This window comes from Citrobacter sp. CK198 (genome assembly GCF_030333295.1).
GTDB lineage: Bacteria > Pseudomonadota > Gammaproteobacteria > Enterobacterales > Enterobacteriaceae > Citrobacter_B > Citrobacter_B koseri.
Window position 1 is genome coordinate 270,842 of the sequence record NZ_JAOWGE010000034.1, and the last position, 14,631, is coordinate 285,472.

At 53.9% G+C, this 14,631-nt stretch carries 15 protein-coding genes; 11 read left to right on the plus strand and 4 right to left on the minus strand.

Going from position 1 to position 14,631, the window contains the following annotated elements:
• Positions 1–157 precede the first annotated feature (157 nt).
• The 3 genes from yfcF to yfcD are packed head-to-tail and all read left to right on the plus strand — an operon-like array spanning position 158 to position 2,019.
• The gene (gene yfcF / locus OGY62_RS16375; protein WP_047462323.1) at positions 158–802 is read left to right on the plus strand and encodes a glutathione transferase; all 645 of its coding nucleotides are present in this window, start codon (positions 158–160) and stop codon (positions 800–802) included.
• 55 nt (positions 803–857) lie between these two features.
• Positions 858–1,409, plus strand: a complete 552-nt coding sequence (yfcE, locus tag OGY62_RS16380) for a phosphodiesterase (protein ID WP_047462326.1) — start codon at positions 858–860, stop codon at positions 1,407–1,409.
• Between the two features lie 55 nt (positions 1,410–1,464).
• Positions 1,465–2,019: an NUDIX hydrolase YfcD gene (yfcD, locus tag OGY62_RS16385; protein WP_058667767.1), complete on the plus strand. Its 555-nt coding sequence runs from the start codon at positions 1,465–1,467 to the stop codon at positions 2,017–2,019.
• Positions 2,020–2,024: 5 nt separating this feature from the next.
• Here yfcD and OGY62_RS16390 read toward each other — a convergent pair whose 3' ends face one another.
• Positions 2,025–3,044, minus strand: coding sequence for a LacI family DNA-binding transcriptional regulator (locus tag OGY62_RS16390; protein ID WP_012131471.1), 1,020 nt, complete (start codon positions 3,042–3,044; stop codon positions 2,025–2,027).
• A gap of 250 nt (positions 3,045–3,294) precedes the next feature.
• On the opposite strand from OGY62_RS16390, the gene OGY62_RS16395 reads away from it, so the two are divergent.
• The 5 genes from OGY62_RS16395 (at position 3,295) to OGY62_RS16415 (ending at position 7,280) form a co-directional block, all read left to right on the plus strand.
• Positions 3,295–3,738, plus strand: a complete 444-nt coding sequence (locus OGY62_RS16395; RefSeq protein ID WP_024130154.1) for a PTS sugar transporter subunit IIA — start codon at positions 3,295–3,297, stop codon at positions 3,736–3,738.
• Positions 3,739–3,820: 82 nt separating this feature from the next.
• Positions 3,821–4,093, plus strand: a complete 273-nt coding sequence (locus OGY62_RS16400; RefSeq protein ID WP_024130155.1) for a PTS sugar transporter subunit IIB — start codon at positions 3,821–3,823, stop codon at positions 4,091–4,093.
• Positions 4,094–4,115: 22 nt separating this feature from the next.
• Entirely contained in the window at positions 4,116–5,507 is a 1,392-nt protein-coding gene (locus OGY62_RS16405) for a PTS ascorbate transporter subunit IIC (protein WP_012131474.1), read from the plus strand.
• Positions 5,504–6,334, plus strand: a complete 831-nt coding sequence (locus OGY62_RS16410; RefSeq protein ID WP_049008599.1) for a transketolase — start codon at positions 5,504–5,506, stop codon at positions 6,332–6,334. Before OGY62_RS16405 ends, OGY62_RS16410 begins: the two co-directional genes overlap by 4 nt.
• Positions 6,327–7,280, plus strand: a complete 954-nt coding sequence (locus OGY62_RS16415; protein WP_200075601.1) for a transketolase family protein — start codon at positions 6,327–6,329, stop codon at positions 7,278–7,280. The genes OGY62_RS16410 and OGY62_RS16415 overlap by 8 nt, the downstream gene beginning before the upstream one ends.
• A gap of 104 nt (positions 7,281–7,384) precedes the next feature.
• Here OGY62_RS16415 and yfcC read toward each other — a convergent pair whose 3' ends face one another.
• The 3 genes from yfcC to ackA all read right to left on the minus strand — a co-directional run bounded on the left by yfcC (position 7,385) and on the right by ackA (position 12,551).
• Positions 7,385–8,911 (minus strand): putative basic amino acid antiporter YfcC, encoded by a 1,527-nt coding sequence (yfcC, locus tag OGY62_RS16420; protein ID WP_112001884.1) that lies wholly within the window; start codon positions 8,909–8,911, stop codon positions 7,385–7,387.
• 216 nt (positions 8,912–9,127) lie between these two features.
• Positions 9,128–11,272, minus strand: a complete 2,145-nt coding sequence (gene pta / locus OGY62_RS16425) for a phosphate acetyltransferase (protein ID WP_024130156.1) — start codon at positions 11,270–11,272, stop codon at positions 9,128–9,130.
• A gap of 76 nt (positions 11,273–11,348) precedes the next feature.
• Positions 11,349–12,551, minus strand: a complete 1,203-nt coding sequence (gene ackA, locus OGY62_RS16430) for an acetate kinase (protein ID WP_012131481.1) — start codon at positions 12,549–12,551, stop codon at positions 11,349–11,351.
• Between the two features lie 338 nt (positions 12,552–12,889).
• Between ackA and yfbV the strand changes: the two genes are divergently transcribed.
• The 3 genes from yfbV to OGY62_RS16445 all read left to right on the plus strand — a co-directional run bounded on the left by yfbV (position 12,890) and on the right by OGY62_RS16445 (position 14,593).
• Positions 12,890–13,345, plus strand: coding sequence for a terminus macrodomain insulation protein YfbV (gene yfbV, locus OGY62_RS16435; RefSeq protein ID WP_003028087.1), 456 nt, complete (start codon positions 12,890–12,892; stop codon positions 13,343–13,345).
• An 83-nt stretch (positions 13,346–13,428) separates the two neighbouring features.
• A complete protein-coding gene (locus tag OGY62_RS16440; protein ID WP_012131483.1) occupies positions 13,429–13,923 on the plus strand; it encodes a YfbU family protein in 495 nt (164 codons plus the stop codon).
• Positions 13,916–14,593 carry a sugar phosphatase gene (locus OGY62_RS16445; protein WP_012131484.1) on the plus strand — a complete coding sequence of 226 codons (678 nt, stop codon included), beginning with the start codon at positions 13,916–13,918 and terminating at the stop codon, positions 14,591–14,593. Before OGY62_RS16440 ends, OGY62_RS16445 begins: the two co-directional genes overlap by 8 nt.
• Positions 14,594–14,631 lie beyond the last annotated feature (38 nt).

Here is a 14,631-nt window from a genome sequence, read left to right on the forward strand (position 1 = left end):
GAGAACCCGGCCGCGTTATTCGCTCTGACTCTCAGGCTTCTGCTAAGGCCACAGTCTTGCGCGTTCTGTTGCCGGGCTCAGTATGAGTTTTCATCAGGTGACAGTATGCGAAAGACTCTATATTTTGAGAGAAAGCCCAAAGAACGAAGAGGACATTATGAGCAAACCCGAGATTACGCTTTGGTCAGACGCTAACTTTTTCTCTCCTTACGTCTTATCCGTTTATGTTGCCTTGCAGGAGAAAGGACTGCCTTTTAGCCTCAAAACCGTTGACCTGAGCAGCGGCGAGCATTTGCAGCCCTCATGGCAGGGCTACGCGTTAACGCGCCGCGTCCCGGTGCTGGAAATCGATGGCTTCGAACTTAGCGAGTCGTCGGCGATTACCGAGTATCTGGAAGATCGCTTTGCGCCGCCGCAGTGGGAGCGCATCTACCCGCACGATCTGCAAAAACGCGCCCGCGCGCGCCAGATTCAGGCGTGGTTACGCAGTGATTTAATGCCCATTCGCGAGGAACGTTCGACGGATGTGGTCTTTGCGGCGGCCAGGAAAGGCCCGTTAAGCGAAGCGGGGAAAGAGAGCGCGGCAAAACTGGTGGCGACGGCCAGTGGTTTGCTCGCTCACGGTAAGCCGAATTTATTTGGCGAATGGTGTATTGCGGATACCGATTTGGCGCTCATGCTTAACCGCCTCGTACTGAACGGCGACGAGATTCCTGAGGCACTGGCGGAATATGCAGCATTCCAGTGGCAGCGCGCCTCCGTTCAACGTTTTATTGCGCTTTCCGCAAAGCGTTCCGGCTGATAATCCGCGTATAATCCAGTATCATAGAGCGGTTTTTTATGACGAGGAGTGAGTGATGAAACTGATGTTTGCATCGGACATTCATGGTTCGTTACCTGCGACAGAGCGCGTACTTGAACGGTTTGCGCAAAGTGGCGCGCAATGGCTGGTGATACTGGGTGATGTGCTTTATCACGGGCCGCGTAACGCGCTGCCGGAAGGCTACGCACCGGCGCAGGTGGCAGAACGCCTGAACGAGCAGGCGGCGCGTATTATTGCGGTACGGGGAAACTGTGACAGCGAAGTGGATCAGATGCTGCTCCATTTCCCGATAACCGCGCCGTGGCAGCAAGTGCTGCTGGAAAACCGGCGCATCTTCCTGACCCACGGACACCTGTTCGGGGCGGATAATGTACCCGCGTTAAATGCGGGCGACGTTCTTGCTTATGGGCATACTCATCTGCCGGTCGCTGAAAAACGCGGCGAGCTGTATCACTTTAATCCAGGCTCAGTCAGCATCCCGAAAGGTGGGTTTGCAGCAAGCTACGGCATTCTGGATGATAATGTTTTGAGCGTAATCGCACTCAATGATCAAAGTATCATTGCGCAGGTCGCGATTAATCCGTAATTTACCCCACAATTGTAAATGCGCCGTAAGAGCGCCAGAAAAAGAAGGTTTCCTGATGGTGGAACAGCGTCGTTTGGCAAGTACTGAATGGGTGGATATTGTGAATGAAGAGAACGAAGTCATTGCGCAATCCAGCCGGGAGCAAATGCGAGCGCAGCGCTTACGTCATCGTGCAACGTATATCGTCGTGCATGATGGTATGGGCAAAATTCTGGTTCAACGCCGTACTGAGACAAAAGACTTTTTGCCCGGCATGTTAGATGCCACCGCAGGTGGAGTGGTGCAGGCCGATGAGCAACTGCTGGAGTCTGCACGACGTGAAGCGGAAGAAGAACTGGGTATCGCAGGCGTGCCGTTTGCTGAGCACGGTCAGTTCTATTTTGAAGATGATAATTGCCGTGTCTGGGGCGGGTTATTTAGCTGCGTTTCTCATGGGCCATTCGCGCTTCAGGAAGAAGAGGTCAGCGAAGTCTGCTGGCTGACGCCGGAAGAAATTACGGCGCGTTGCGATGAGTTCACCCCGGACTCATTGAAAGCGCTGGCGTTGTGGATGACCCGCAATGCCAACAATGAATCGGCAAAGCAAGAGAAGCAAGAAGAGACGGAATAAGGTCTCTAACAGCTATCCCGCAAGCATAAACTGGAGGCGATCTGTTTCCGATCGCTCCAGTTGCCATCCTTCAGACGTTCCAGCAGCGCGCGTCCGGCTTCAAGGCCTATCTTACGATGCGGTACGGCCATTGTCGTTAACGGCGGCTGACAAACCCGGCTCACATCGCTGTCGCCGAATCCTACCACCGCCAGATCGTCAGGGACTTTGATCCGTCTGCGCTGGCACTCATATAACGCACCGCAAGCCAGCTCATCGGATACGCACACCAGCGCGTCCAGCTCGGGCCACGCCAGAATAAATTCGGGAAGCTGCGAGGCGCCGGTGGAAAAGTTTGGCGGCAGGGCGGCGTTAATCACGCGATTGGGCGACATATGGTGGCGCAACATCGCCTTGTACCAGCCCTGCAAATGCTGTTGAAAGATCCACTGCTCCTGATTGGCGCAAAGCAGGCCAATATTCTGATAACCGCGCTGAATGAGCATTTCGGTCAGTTCGTACATTGCCGCGACGTTATCAATACCGATATTCATATCGATCGGATCGGTACGAATGGCGCCAATTTCCATCACCGGAATCGACGCGTTTTTTAACCAGTGACGCACCGTGTCGCTGTGCTCGACGCTGAGTAAGATGGCGGCGGCGATGTTGGAGGCCAGCAGCGTCTCCAGCAGTTTCTCTTCCTGTTCGAGATGGTGAAGGGACTCCGCCAGCATAATCTGGTATCCCGCAGGCTGTAAAACTTGCTGAAGTCCGGCAAACATTTCTGAACAACCGGCTTCCGTGAGGTTCGGGACGACCATCGCGATGGTTCGTGACGAGGCGGAAGCCAGCGCGCTTGCGGCAAGATTGGGCATATAACCGAGTTCATTCACTGCGGCTTCGATTTTTTCCCGGAGTTTATCGGAAACTTGCTCAGGCGTGCGTAACGCACGGGACACGGTCATGGTGCCGACACCGGCAAGCTGAGCAACATCGGCGATGGTCACCTTACCAGTACTACGCCGTTTTCGAGTTATAGACATACAGATTCCTGCGCAATTACAACGTATTGAGATGTTTTTTTATTGTCATTCATCGCTTCACGGGAATAGCAGTATACGCCTTAAATCCGGTTTAAGGCTGTGATTTCATGCGTTGATTGTATTTTGATAGCGCTATCACATATCTGACTGATAACTTTTGATAGCGCTATCTTTGTGAATATGATCACAGATAAGGTTTCAGCGCTTGAATAAAGTTTGCTCATATCTGGCAATCACGCGAGGAGGATATGTGCTCAATCACTGGCTAACTGATGCAACCATCATGCGGCAGGCGAGGGTAGAAAACTGGCCGCAGGCGCTGGAAATATGTGCCAGACCGCTGCTGGATGCTGGCGTTATCACACCTGAATATGTGACGGCGATTGTTGAGCAGCATCATAAGCTGGGCGCGTATTACGTTCTGGCGCCGGGTCTGGCGATGCCGCATGCGCGACCGGAAGAGGGAGCAAAGGGATTAGGCTTGTCGTTGTTAAAGCTGGAGCAGGGTGTCTCATTTGGGGCGGGCGAGTTCGATCCGGTGGATATCATCGTGATGCTCGCGGCACCCGACAAACACAGCCATATTGAAATGATTTCGGCGCTGGCAGAGTTATTTTCCAGCGATGACGATATGGATAAATTACATCAGGCGAAGTCGCTGGAGGAAATAAAAACAATAATCGCACGTTTCTAATTTAATTACGCATTCCGAATTACCTGACACATTACGCGCCTGCGTGATGCGGGCGTACTCTACTTAAAAGAAGGTGATGATAATGAAAATTATGGCTATTTGCGGTTCTGGCCTGGGCAGTAGTTTTATGGTCGAAATGAATATTAAAAAAGTGCTCAGGAAGCTTGAAATTGATGCCGATGTTGAGCATTCCGACCTCTCCTCGGCGACGCCTGGCGCTGCGGATCTGTTTGTCATGGCGAAAGATATTGCCGCCAGCGCCAGCGTGCCGGAAAGCCAGCTGGTGGTGATTAATAACATTATCGATATTAATGAACTTGAAGCGCAGCTGCGCGCCTGGTTCGCCAAACAATAACCTTATTGCAAGCGAGGCGGATATGTTTATCCTTGAAACGCTGAATTTTGTTGTTGATATCTTAAAAGTGCCCTCGGTGCTGGTGGGGTTAATTGCCTTAATTGGCCTTGTCGCGCAGAAAAAAGCGTTTTCCGATGTGGTGAAAGGCACGATTAAAACTATTTTAGGTTTTATTGTACTGGGCGGCGGCGCAACGGTACTGGTCGGGTCTTTAAATCCACTTGGCGGAATGTTTGAACATGCGTTTAATATCCAGGGGATTATTCCAAATAACGAAGCGATTGTTTCCATCGCGCTGGAAAAATATGGGGCGTCTACGGCGCTGATCATGGCCTTTGGCATGGTGGCAAATATTGTGGTCGCCCGTTTTACCCGTCTGAAATACATCTTTCTGACAGGACACCATACGTTTTATATGGCCTGTATGATCGGCGTAATCCTGACGGTTGCCGGTTTTGACGGCGTTGGTCTCGTCTTTACCGGATCGCTGATTCTGGGGCTGGTGATGGCCTTTTTCCCGGCGCTGGCGCAGCGCTATATGAAGCGTATCACCGGCACTGATGATATCGCGTTTGGTCACTTCGGCACGCTGGGTTATGTGCTGTCCGGCTGGATCGGCAGCCTTTGTGGTAAAGGTTCCCGCTCTACCGAAGAGATGAACCTGCCTAAAAACTTAAGCTTCCTGCGCGACAGTTCGATCTCTATCTCTCTGACCATGATGATTATCTATCTGATCATGGCGGTGAGCGCGGGGCGTGAATATGTCGAGAGCACCTTCAGCGGCGGTCAGAACTACCTGGTCTACGCCATCATTATGGCGATCACCTTTGCGGCGGGCGTGTTCATCATCCTACAGGGCGTACGTCTGATTCTGGCGGAAATCGTACCGGCCTTTACCGGATTCTCAGAAAAACTGGTGCCGAACGCCCGCCCGGCGCTGGACTGCCCGGTCGTCTATCCGTATGCGCCTAACGCGGTGCTGATTGGCTTCCTGTTTAGCTTCCTCGGCGGCCTGGTCGGTCTGTTCCTGCTCGGACAGATGAAGCTGGTGCTGATCCTGCCGGGCGTGGTGCCGCACTTCTTTACCGGTGCGACGGCTGGCGTATTTGGTAATGCCACTGGCGGGCGGCGCGGCGCGATGATCGGCGCATTTGCCAACGGTCTGTTGATCACTTTCCTGCCCGTTCTGCTGCTGCCCGTGCTGGGGGCGATCGGCTTTGCGAATACGACCTTCTCAGACGCTGATTTCGGCGCAGTGGGGATTGTGCTGGGCAATCTGGCGCGCTACCTGTCGCCGCTTGCCATCACAGGGCTTGTTGTGGCGTTGTTCGTGCTGCTGGTGGCGTACAACGTGTTTGCGAAAAACAAATCTGCGGGGGGTAACACGCAGGAGAATACCGGAGCCAAATTATGAATGTGAATGAAGTTACTCAACTGGCGCGCGATATTCGCGTTGCCACTCTTAAGTCATTGACGCAGCTTGGCTTTGGCCACTACGGTGGCAGCATGTCGGTAGTGGAGACGCTGGCGGTGCTGTACGGCGCGGTGATGAAGATTGACCCGGCCGACCCCGACTGGCCGGAGCGCGATTACTTTGTGCTGTCTAAAGGTCATGCTGGCCCGGCGCTCTACAGCACGCTGGCGATTAAAGGTTACTTTCCGACAGAAGAACTGAACACGCTTAACCAGAACGGCACCCGTTTGCCGAGCCATCCAGACAGGTTAAAAACGCGCGGCGTGGATGCGACGACCGGTTCACTGGGGCAGGGGATCTCGATTGCCGGGGGGATGGCGCTGTCGCACAAACTTGCCGGGCGCCCGAATCGGGTATTTTGTATCGTCGGCGACGGCGAGCTGAATGAAGGGCAGTGCTGGGAAGCGTTTCAGTTTATCGCCCATCATCGCCTGAACAACCTGACGGTGTTTATCGACTGGAACAAGCAGCAGCTGGACGGCGAACTGGATGAGATTATTTGCCCGTTCGATCTGGAAGGGAAATTCCGCGCTTTCGGTTTTGATGTTGTCACCGTGAAAGGCGATGACATTGCCCGGCTGCTGGAGGTCGTTCAGCCGGTTCCGGCGGCGGATGCCCGTCCGCGCGTGGTGATCCTCGACAGTATTAAAGGACAGGGCGTGCCCTACCTGGAGCAATTAAGCAACTCCCACCACCTGCGTCTGACCGATGAGATGAAAAAGGCGCTTAACGAGACGATTCGCCAACTGGAGGCCGCGCATGATTAAGGTTGCACCCGCGGGACAAAAAGAGAGCATGGAAATGCGTAAAGTGTACGCCGGATTTGTGGCGGAGCAGATAGAGGCCGGAAGCCAGATTATCGCACTTGAGGCGGATCTCATGAGTTCTATGGCAATGGACGGCGTTGCGAGGGATTATCCTCAGCATGTGATCAACTGCGGCATTATGGAAGCCAATGTGATCGGCACTGCGGCAGGGCTATCTCTCACCGGACGCAAACCGTTTGTCCATACCTTCACCGCCTTTGCCAGCCGTCGCTGTTTTGATCAGCTGTTTATGTCACTCGATTACCAGCGCAACAACGTCAAGGTGATCGCGTCGGATGCCGGCGTGACTGCCTGCCATAACGGCGGCACCCATATGTCTTTTGAAGATATGGGCATTGTGCGCGGGCTGGTGCATTCGGTCGTGCTGGAAGTGACCGATGCCGTCATGTTTAAGGATATTTTGCGCCAGCTTATCGAGCTTGAGGGTTTTTACTGGGTTCGAACCATCCGCAAACAGGCCCCGAGCATTTATGCGCCGGGATCGACGTTCACCATCGGTAAAGGGAATGTTCTGCGTGAAGGCAGTGATATCACGCTGATTGCCAACGGCATTATGGTTGCCGAGGCGCTGGAGGCGGCGCGCCAGCTGGAGCAGGATGGCGTGAACGCGGCGGTTATCGATATGTTTACTCTCAAGCCTATCGACCGCATGCTGGTGAAAAATTACGCGGAGAAAACCGGGCGAATCGTCACCTGTGAAAACCACAGCATTCATAATGGACTTGGGTCGGCCGTGGCTGAAGTGCTGGTTGAAACGTGCCCGGTGCCCATGCGCCGCGTCGGCGTTAAAGAGCGTTATGGTCAGGTCGGAACGCAGGATTTCTTGCAGAAGGAGTATGGTTTGACCGCAGAGGCCATTGTGGAAGCGGCGAAAACGCTGCTGTAATAATGATGTGTTGTTGCCGGATGGCGCTACCGCTTATCCGGCCTACAATAACCTGACTCGTAGGCCGGATAAGACGCGCCAGCGTCGCCATCCGGCATTTTTGATCAATGGTATCCCATCAACTGCGCGCCGATAACCACCACGCTGGACATGATAAACAGCAACCCCAGCAGCGTCGCGCCAACCTTCAGCCAGTTGCGAAAATCGACCCGGCACACGCCTAATGTCGCCATTAACGATGCGGACGTTGGATAGATGATGTGACTGAAGCCATCGCCAAACTGGAAGGCCAGTACCGTAACCTGACGGTTTACGCCTACCAGATCGCCTAACGGAGCCAGAAGCGGCATTGTTAACGCCGCCTGACCGGAACCGGAGGTGACAAAGAAATTGAATACGGCCTGAAACAGCAGCATAAACCATGCGGCGACAGCGTTGTTCAGACCGCTAATGCCGTGAGCAATACTGTTCAACAGGGTATTTAACACGCTGGCGTCGCCCGCCTCGCCGTTGCCCACGAGCAATAAAATACCTTTGGCGAAGCCGACCAGCAAGGCCGGGGCAATCATCATTCTGGCGCCTTCGGTGAACGAGGAGGCCATGATGTTCACCGTCATACCGTTGAGGCGGAAAATAACCCCAATGATGCCGATGACCACGCCCATCGTGAAGAACTGGCTGGCAATCTCAGGAATAAACCACGCGTGAACAATCACTCCCCAGATAACCCAAATCATCACTCCGGTCAGCACAATCAGCACCAGCCAGTCGCCTGTGGTGAAAGGACGTTGGGCGATTTCGTCCTGCTTCTCACGAAAATAGCGATCGGATTCATGGACGCGCGACAGATGGGGATTCTTTTTCACCCGCGCGGCATAGGTCAGGGTAAAAAGAAGACCAATCAGCGTGGAAACGAACCACACAATAATGCGCAAGCCTGAGCCGGAAAGGACCGGTATGCCCGCAATCCCCTGCGCGACCACGACGCAAAACGGGTTCATCCATGAACTGGCAAAACCAATCTGGGTGGCGATATAGGTGACCAGTACGGTGGTAATGCTGTCATAGCCCAGGCGCACCATCAGTGGCGCGATAATAATCGCAAAGGCGACGGCCTCTTCCCCCATACCAAAAACCGCGCCGCCCAGTGAGAAGAGGATGAACAGCACCGGGATAAACAGCACCTCATTGCCGCGCGTATGGCGTATCAGCGCCAGAATACCGTTATCAATAGTGCCTGTACGCATGACGATGCCGAACGCGCCGCCGATCACCAGCATAAACATGATGATGCCGACGGCCGTGCCGAATTTAGAACCGGAGGTTAATCCTTCGAACGGGAAATTCATTAAGCCGGGTCTTTCATCGCCGGTTGTAAAGAGCTGGACGCGGTGATACTGCGCTTCACCGGCTTCGTTGGTGAGAATACGAAAAGAGTGGGGATCGACCACTTTGCGGGTTTTCGTCTGCCCGTCAACCTGATACTGCACCTCCTGGCTGTCGAACACTCCGACGGGAACAACCCAGGTGGCAAGACTGGTCAGAATGGCGACGAAAAAAATAATCACCAGCGTATCGGGCATCGCCCATTTTTTGGCAGGCCGCGATTGCGATTCTGTTACTGCGGACATAACACACTATCCCTGTTGCAAGGCAAAGAGATAATTATGCGAACAGAGGAATAGTTATTCATTGATACAGCGCAGCTAAGCGGGAAAATCGGATTTCGTTCATGCCGGTTCGGCGGGCATAAAAAATCTGGAAATAATCGCTATTTCCAGACCTTAGATATGAAGTGCTGGCCGGATAAGGACGCCTTAGCGTCGCTATCCGGCACACAAAGCAGATTACTGCTGTTGCTGTGAAGACTGAATCGCGGTCAGGGCGATGGTGTAGACGATATCATCTACCAGCGCGCCACGGGACAGGTCGTTCACCGGCTTGCGCATACCCTGTAGCATCGGCCCGATGGAGATCAGGTCGGCAGAACGCTGTACCGCTTTGTAGGTGGTGTTACCGGTGTTCAGATCCGGGAAGATGAACACGGTCGCGCGACCTGCAACCGGAGAGTTCGGCGCTTTGGATTTCGCAACATCAGCCATGACTGCGGCGTCGTATTGCAGCGGGCCGTCGATCATCAGGTCAGGACGTTTTTCCTGCGCCAGACGGGTCGCTTCACGCACTTTCTCTACGTCGCTGCCTGCGCCAGAGGTGCCGGTGGAGTAGGAGAGCATCGCAACGCGCGGTTCGATGCCGAAGGCAATTGCGGATTCCGCAGACTGGATGGCGATTTCAGCCAGCTGTTCTGCCGTCGGGTCCGGGTTGATCGCGCAGTCGCCGTAAACGTAAACCTGTTCCGGCAGCAGCATGAAGAACACGGAAGAGACCAGAGAGCTGCCCGGTGCTGTTTTGATCAGTTGTAGCGGCGGACGAATGGTGTTTGCCGTGGTGTGAACCGCACCGGAAACCAGACCGTCAACTTCATCCTGTTCCAGCATCAGCGTACCGAGAACCACGTTGTCTTCCAGCTGTTCGCGGGCGACGGTCTCGGTCATGCCTTTGCTCTTACGCAGCTCAACCAGACGAGCGACATAGCTTTCGCGAACCACTTCCGGGTCGACGATTTCAATACCAGCGCCCAGTTCTACGCCCTGAGAGGCGGCAACGCGGTTGATCTCTTCCGGGTTACCCAGCAGGACGCAAGTCGCGATGCCACGTTCAGCACAGATGGCTGCCGCTTTAACGGTACGCGGTTCGTCGCCTTCCGGCAGAACGACACGTTTACCGGCTTTACGCGCCAGCTCGGTCAGCTGGTAGCGGAATGCAGGTGGAGACAGACGACGGCTGCGCTCAGAGGTCGCGGTCAGGGATTCAATCCAGTCAGCGTTGATGTAGTTAGCAACGTATTCCTGAACTTTTTCGATACGCTCATGGTCATCAACCGGAACTTCCAGGTTGAAGCTCTGTAGGCTCAGAGAGGTCTGCCAGGTGTTGGTGTTCACCATGAATACCGGCAGGCCGGTTGCGAAAGCACGTTCGCACAGTTTAGAGATGCGCGCGTCCATTTCGTAGCCGCCGGTCAGCAGCAGAGCGCCGATTTCCACGCCGTTCATTGCCGCCAGACAAGCCGCAACCAGTACGTCAGGACGGTCAGCAGAAGTCACCAGCAGAGAACCCGCACGGAAGTGCTCCAGCATGTGCGGAATGCTGCGCGCGCAGAACGTGACAGACTTCACGCGACGGGTGTTGATATCGCCTTCGTTCACAACGGTAGCGTTCAGGTGACGCGCCATGTCGATTGCACGGGTTGCAATCAGATCGAAGCTCCACGGCACCGCGCCCAGAACCGGCAGCGGGCTGGATTCCTGGAGTTTAGCCGGATCGACTTTCACCACTTTCGCTTTGGAAGAGTCGTCGAAAATCTCAGACAGATCCGGGCGGGTACGGCCCTGCTCATCAACCGGTGCGTTCAGTTTGTTAACAATAACGCCGGTGATGTTGGTGTTTTTCGCGCCGCCGAAGCTGCTGCGAGTCAGTTCGATACGCTCATTCAGCTGTTCCGGGGTGTCGGTGCCCTGAGACATCACGAAGACGATTTCCGCATTCAGCGTTTTCGCGATTTCGTAGTTCAGAGACTGAGCGAACTGGTGTTTACGCGTCGGAACCAGGCCTTCAACCAGCACCACTTCCGCATCTTTGGTGTTCGCGTGATAGTTCGCGATGATCTCTTCCATCAGCACATCTTTCTGATTGCTGGACAGCAGAGATTCAACGTGGCTCATCTTCAGCGGTTCAGCCGCCGGGACAGACGAGTTTGCACGAACGATAGCGGTAGTCTGGTCTGGCGCATTGCCACCCGCGCGCGGTTGGGCGATTGGCTTAAAGACGCTCAGACGAACGCCTTTGCGTTCCATAGCACGGATGACGCCAAGGCTGACGCTGGTCAGGCCGACGCTGGTTCCGGTAGGGATCAGCATAATAATACGGGACACGGTTTATCCTCTTTCGTTACCGCCGGTTTCAGGCGGGTTACAAAACAGCACCGCCAGCTAGGCTGGCGGTGTAAAATCAGGCAGTCAGACGGCTCGCGTCTTGCGCGATAACCAGTTCTTCGTTGGTTGGGATAACCACCGCAGGACGGGTACCTTCTTTGTTGATGAAACCAGATTTGCCGAAACGGGCAGCCAGGTTACGTTCGTGATCGACTTCAAAGCCCAGCACGCCCAGTTTACCCAGAGACAGCTCACGCACCATCGCCGCGTTTTCACCGATACCGCCAGTGAAGACCACTGCGTCCAGACGACCTTCCATCAGCGCGGTGTAAGAGCCGATGTATTTCGCCAGACGGTGGCAGTATACGTCCATCGCACGTTTTGCATCTTCTTTAGCGGTGTAGTTGTCTTCAACATAACGGCAGTCGCTGGTGACTTCGGTCAGACCCAACAGACCTGATTCTTTGGTCAGCATTTTGTTGATCTGATCGATGTTCATGCCCAGGTTGTCATGCAGGAAGAAGATGATTGCCGGGTCGATGTCACCGGTACGGGTGCCCATCACCAGACCTTCCAGCGGGGTCAGACCCATAGAGGTGTCAACGCACTGGCCGTTGCGGATTGCAGAAACGGAACCACCGTTGCCCAGATGGCAGGTGATGATGTTCAGTTCTTCAACTGGCTTGTTCAGCATTTTTGCGGCTTCCTGAGTCACATAGTAGTGGCTGGTGCCGTGGAAACCGTAACGACGTACGCCGTGTTCTTTGTACAGGCTGTACGGCAGGGCATACAGGTAAGACTCTTCCGGCATGGTCTGATGGAACGCGGTGTCGAACACTGCAACGTTCTTTTCTTTCAGTTCCGGGAAGGATTTCAGCGCTTCAGTAATCCCGATCAGGTGAGCCGGGTTGTGCAGCGGAGCGAACGGCGCAGCGTCTTTGATGCCCTGGATAACGGAGTCATCAATGACCACGGAGCTGGTATACTTCTCGCCGCCGTGTACGATACGGTGACCAATTGCGGTCAACTGCGCAGACAGTTCTGGTTTTTGTGCCAGAATAGTATTAACAATAAAGTTCAGCGCTTCACTGTGAGCGGCGCCTGCACCTAAAGCCGCTTCTTGTTTATTGCCGTCCATTTTCCATTTGATACGTGCTTCAGGAAGATGGAAACATTCGGCTAAACCAGAAAGGTATTCTTCACCGTTCGCTGCATCGATGATTGCAAATTTCAGTGAGGAGCTACCGCAGTTCAGAACCAGTACTAACTTACTCGACATGGAAGTACCTATTTATGATACGTGGCTAAAAAAACGTCAGTGAGCCATAGAGCGTAACGCATGATGACGCTGACGTTTATGATTAACATCATGCGCAATAATCTTTTTCGGCATGATGGAAGAAATACCTTTGAGTCTATGCCATTTTGCGTATTTTTCAGCCAATGGCATACTATATGTAAATTTGACGACTCAATGATTTTGGACTACTGGCCTTAGAGGCCGACACAGGATACCTGATAGTGGGTATCAATGACAAAATGTTTTGAACGATGTCCCTTGCAGTTGTTGTTTTGCACAAATTTTTGAATTTTTATATGTGAAGTTGAGGTAAAGCCATGTCGACACCGGATAATCGCTCCGTGAATTTTTTTAGTTTGTTTCGCCGGGGGCAGCACTACGCAAAGACGTGGCCGATGGAAAAGCGCCTTGCGCCGGTCTTTGTTGAGAACCGCGTGATTCGTATGACGCGTTACGCCATTCGCTTTATGCCGCCGATCGCGGTGTTTACGCTGTGCTGGCAAATCGCGCTGGGCGGTCAGTTAGGCCCGGCGGTTGCCACAGCCCTGTTTGCGCTCAGTTTACCGATGCAAGGCATGTGGTGGCTGGGAAAACGCTCCGTTACGCCACTCCCGCCTTCCATCCTGAACTGGTTCTATGAGGTTCGGGGAAAATTGCAGGAAGCCGGGCAGGCGTTGTCGCCAGTAGAAGGCAAGCCGGATTACCAGGCATTAGCTGACACGCTTAAGCGCGCCTTCAAACAACTGGATAAAACTTTCCTTGATGATTTGTAATTGACCCCTGATTACGCATATAAAAGAAGGCATACCAATGCCTTCTTTTTTTGACCGCAGTAGAGTGATACAGGAGTCCCAAAATGGAAATGACCAACGCTCAACGTCTGATTTTGTCTAACCAGTACAAAATGATGACCATGCTCGACCCGACCAACGCCGAGCGTTATCGCCGTCTGCAAACGATCATTGAACGCGGCTACGGCTTGCAGATGCGTGAGCTGGATCGTGAGTTTGGCGAACTGAAGGAAGAAACCTGCCGCACGATTATCGATATCATGGAGATGTATCACGCCTTACATGTGTCCTGGACTAACCTGAAAGACGCGCAGACCATTGACGAGCGTCGCGTGACGTTCCTCGGGTTTGATGCCGCAACCGAAGCGCGTTATCTGGGCTACGTTCGCTTTATGGTGAACGTGGAAGGGCGCTATACCCACTTTGATGCCGGTACGCATGGCTTTAATGCCCAGACGCCGATGTGGGAAAAATACCAGCGTATGCTGAATGTCTGGCACTCCTGCCCGCGCCAGTATCACCTGAGCTCGAACGAAATTAATCAGATTATCAATGCCTGAGGGGGTGAGCGTGCAGTGCAAAGGCTTTCTGTTTGATCTGGATGGAACGTTGGTTGACTCCTTACCCGTTGTAGAGCGGACATGGTGCAACTGGGCCGATCGTTTTGGCCTCACGCATGATGAAGTGCTGAGCTTTATTCATGGCAAGCAGGCTATCACTTCTCTGCGACACTTCATGGCGGGAAAGCCGGAGGAGGAGATCGCCGCAGAGTTTACCCGTCTGGAACAGATAGAAGCGACGGATACGGCAGGGATTGTGGCGTTGCCGGGCGCGGTCGAATTGCTGAACCATCTCAATAAAGCCGGTATCCCCTGGGCTATCGTTACTTCAGGCTCGATGCCGGTTGCGCGGGCGCGCCATCAGGCGGCCGGCCTTCCTGCGCCAGAGGTGTTTGTTACCGCTGAACGCGTGAAACGCGGCAAACCGGAACCGGATGCCTATCTGCTGGGCGCCCAACTGCTCGGCCTCTCGCCGCAGGAATGCGCGGTGGTGGAAGACGCGCCTGCCGGGATTCTCTCCGGGCTGGCCGCCGGGTGTCATGTCATTGCGGTCAATGCGCCTGAGGACACGCCCCGCATTGCGGACGTCGATTTTGCCCTGAGCAGCCTTGAGCACATTTCCGTGACCAAACAGCCCAACGGAAACGTGGTCGTTCTTAGAAATACCTGAACATGATTTAGCCCCGCATTGTTGGGGCTTTTTTATGG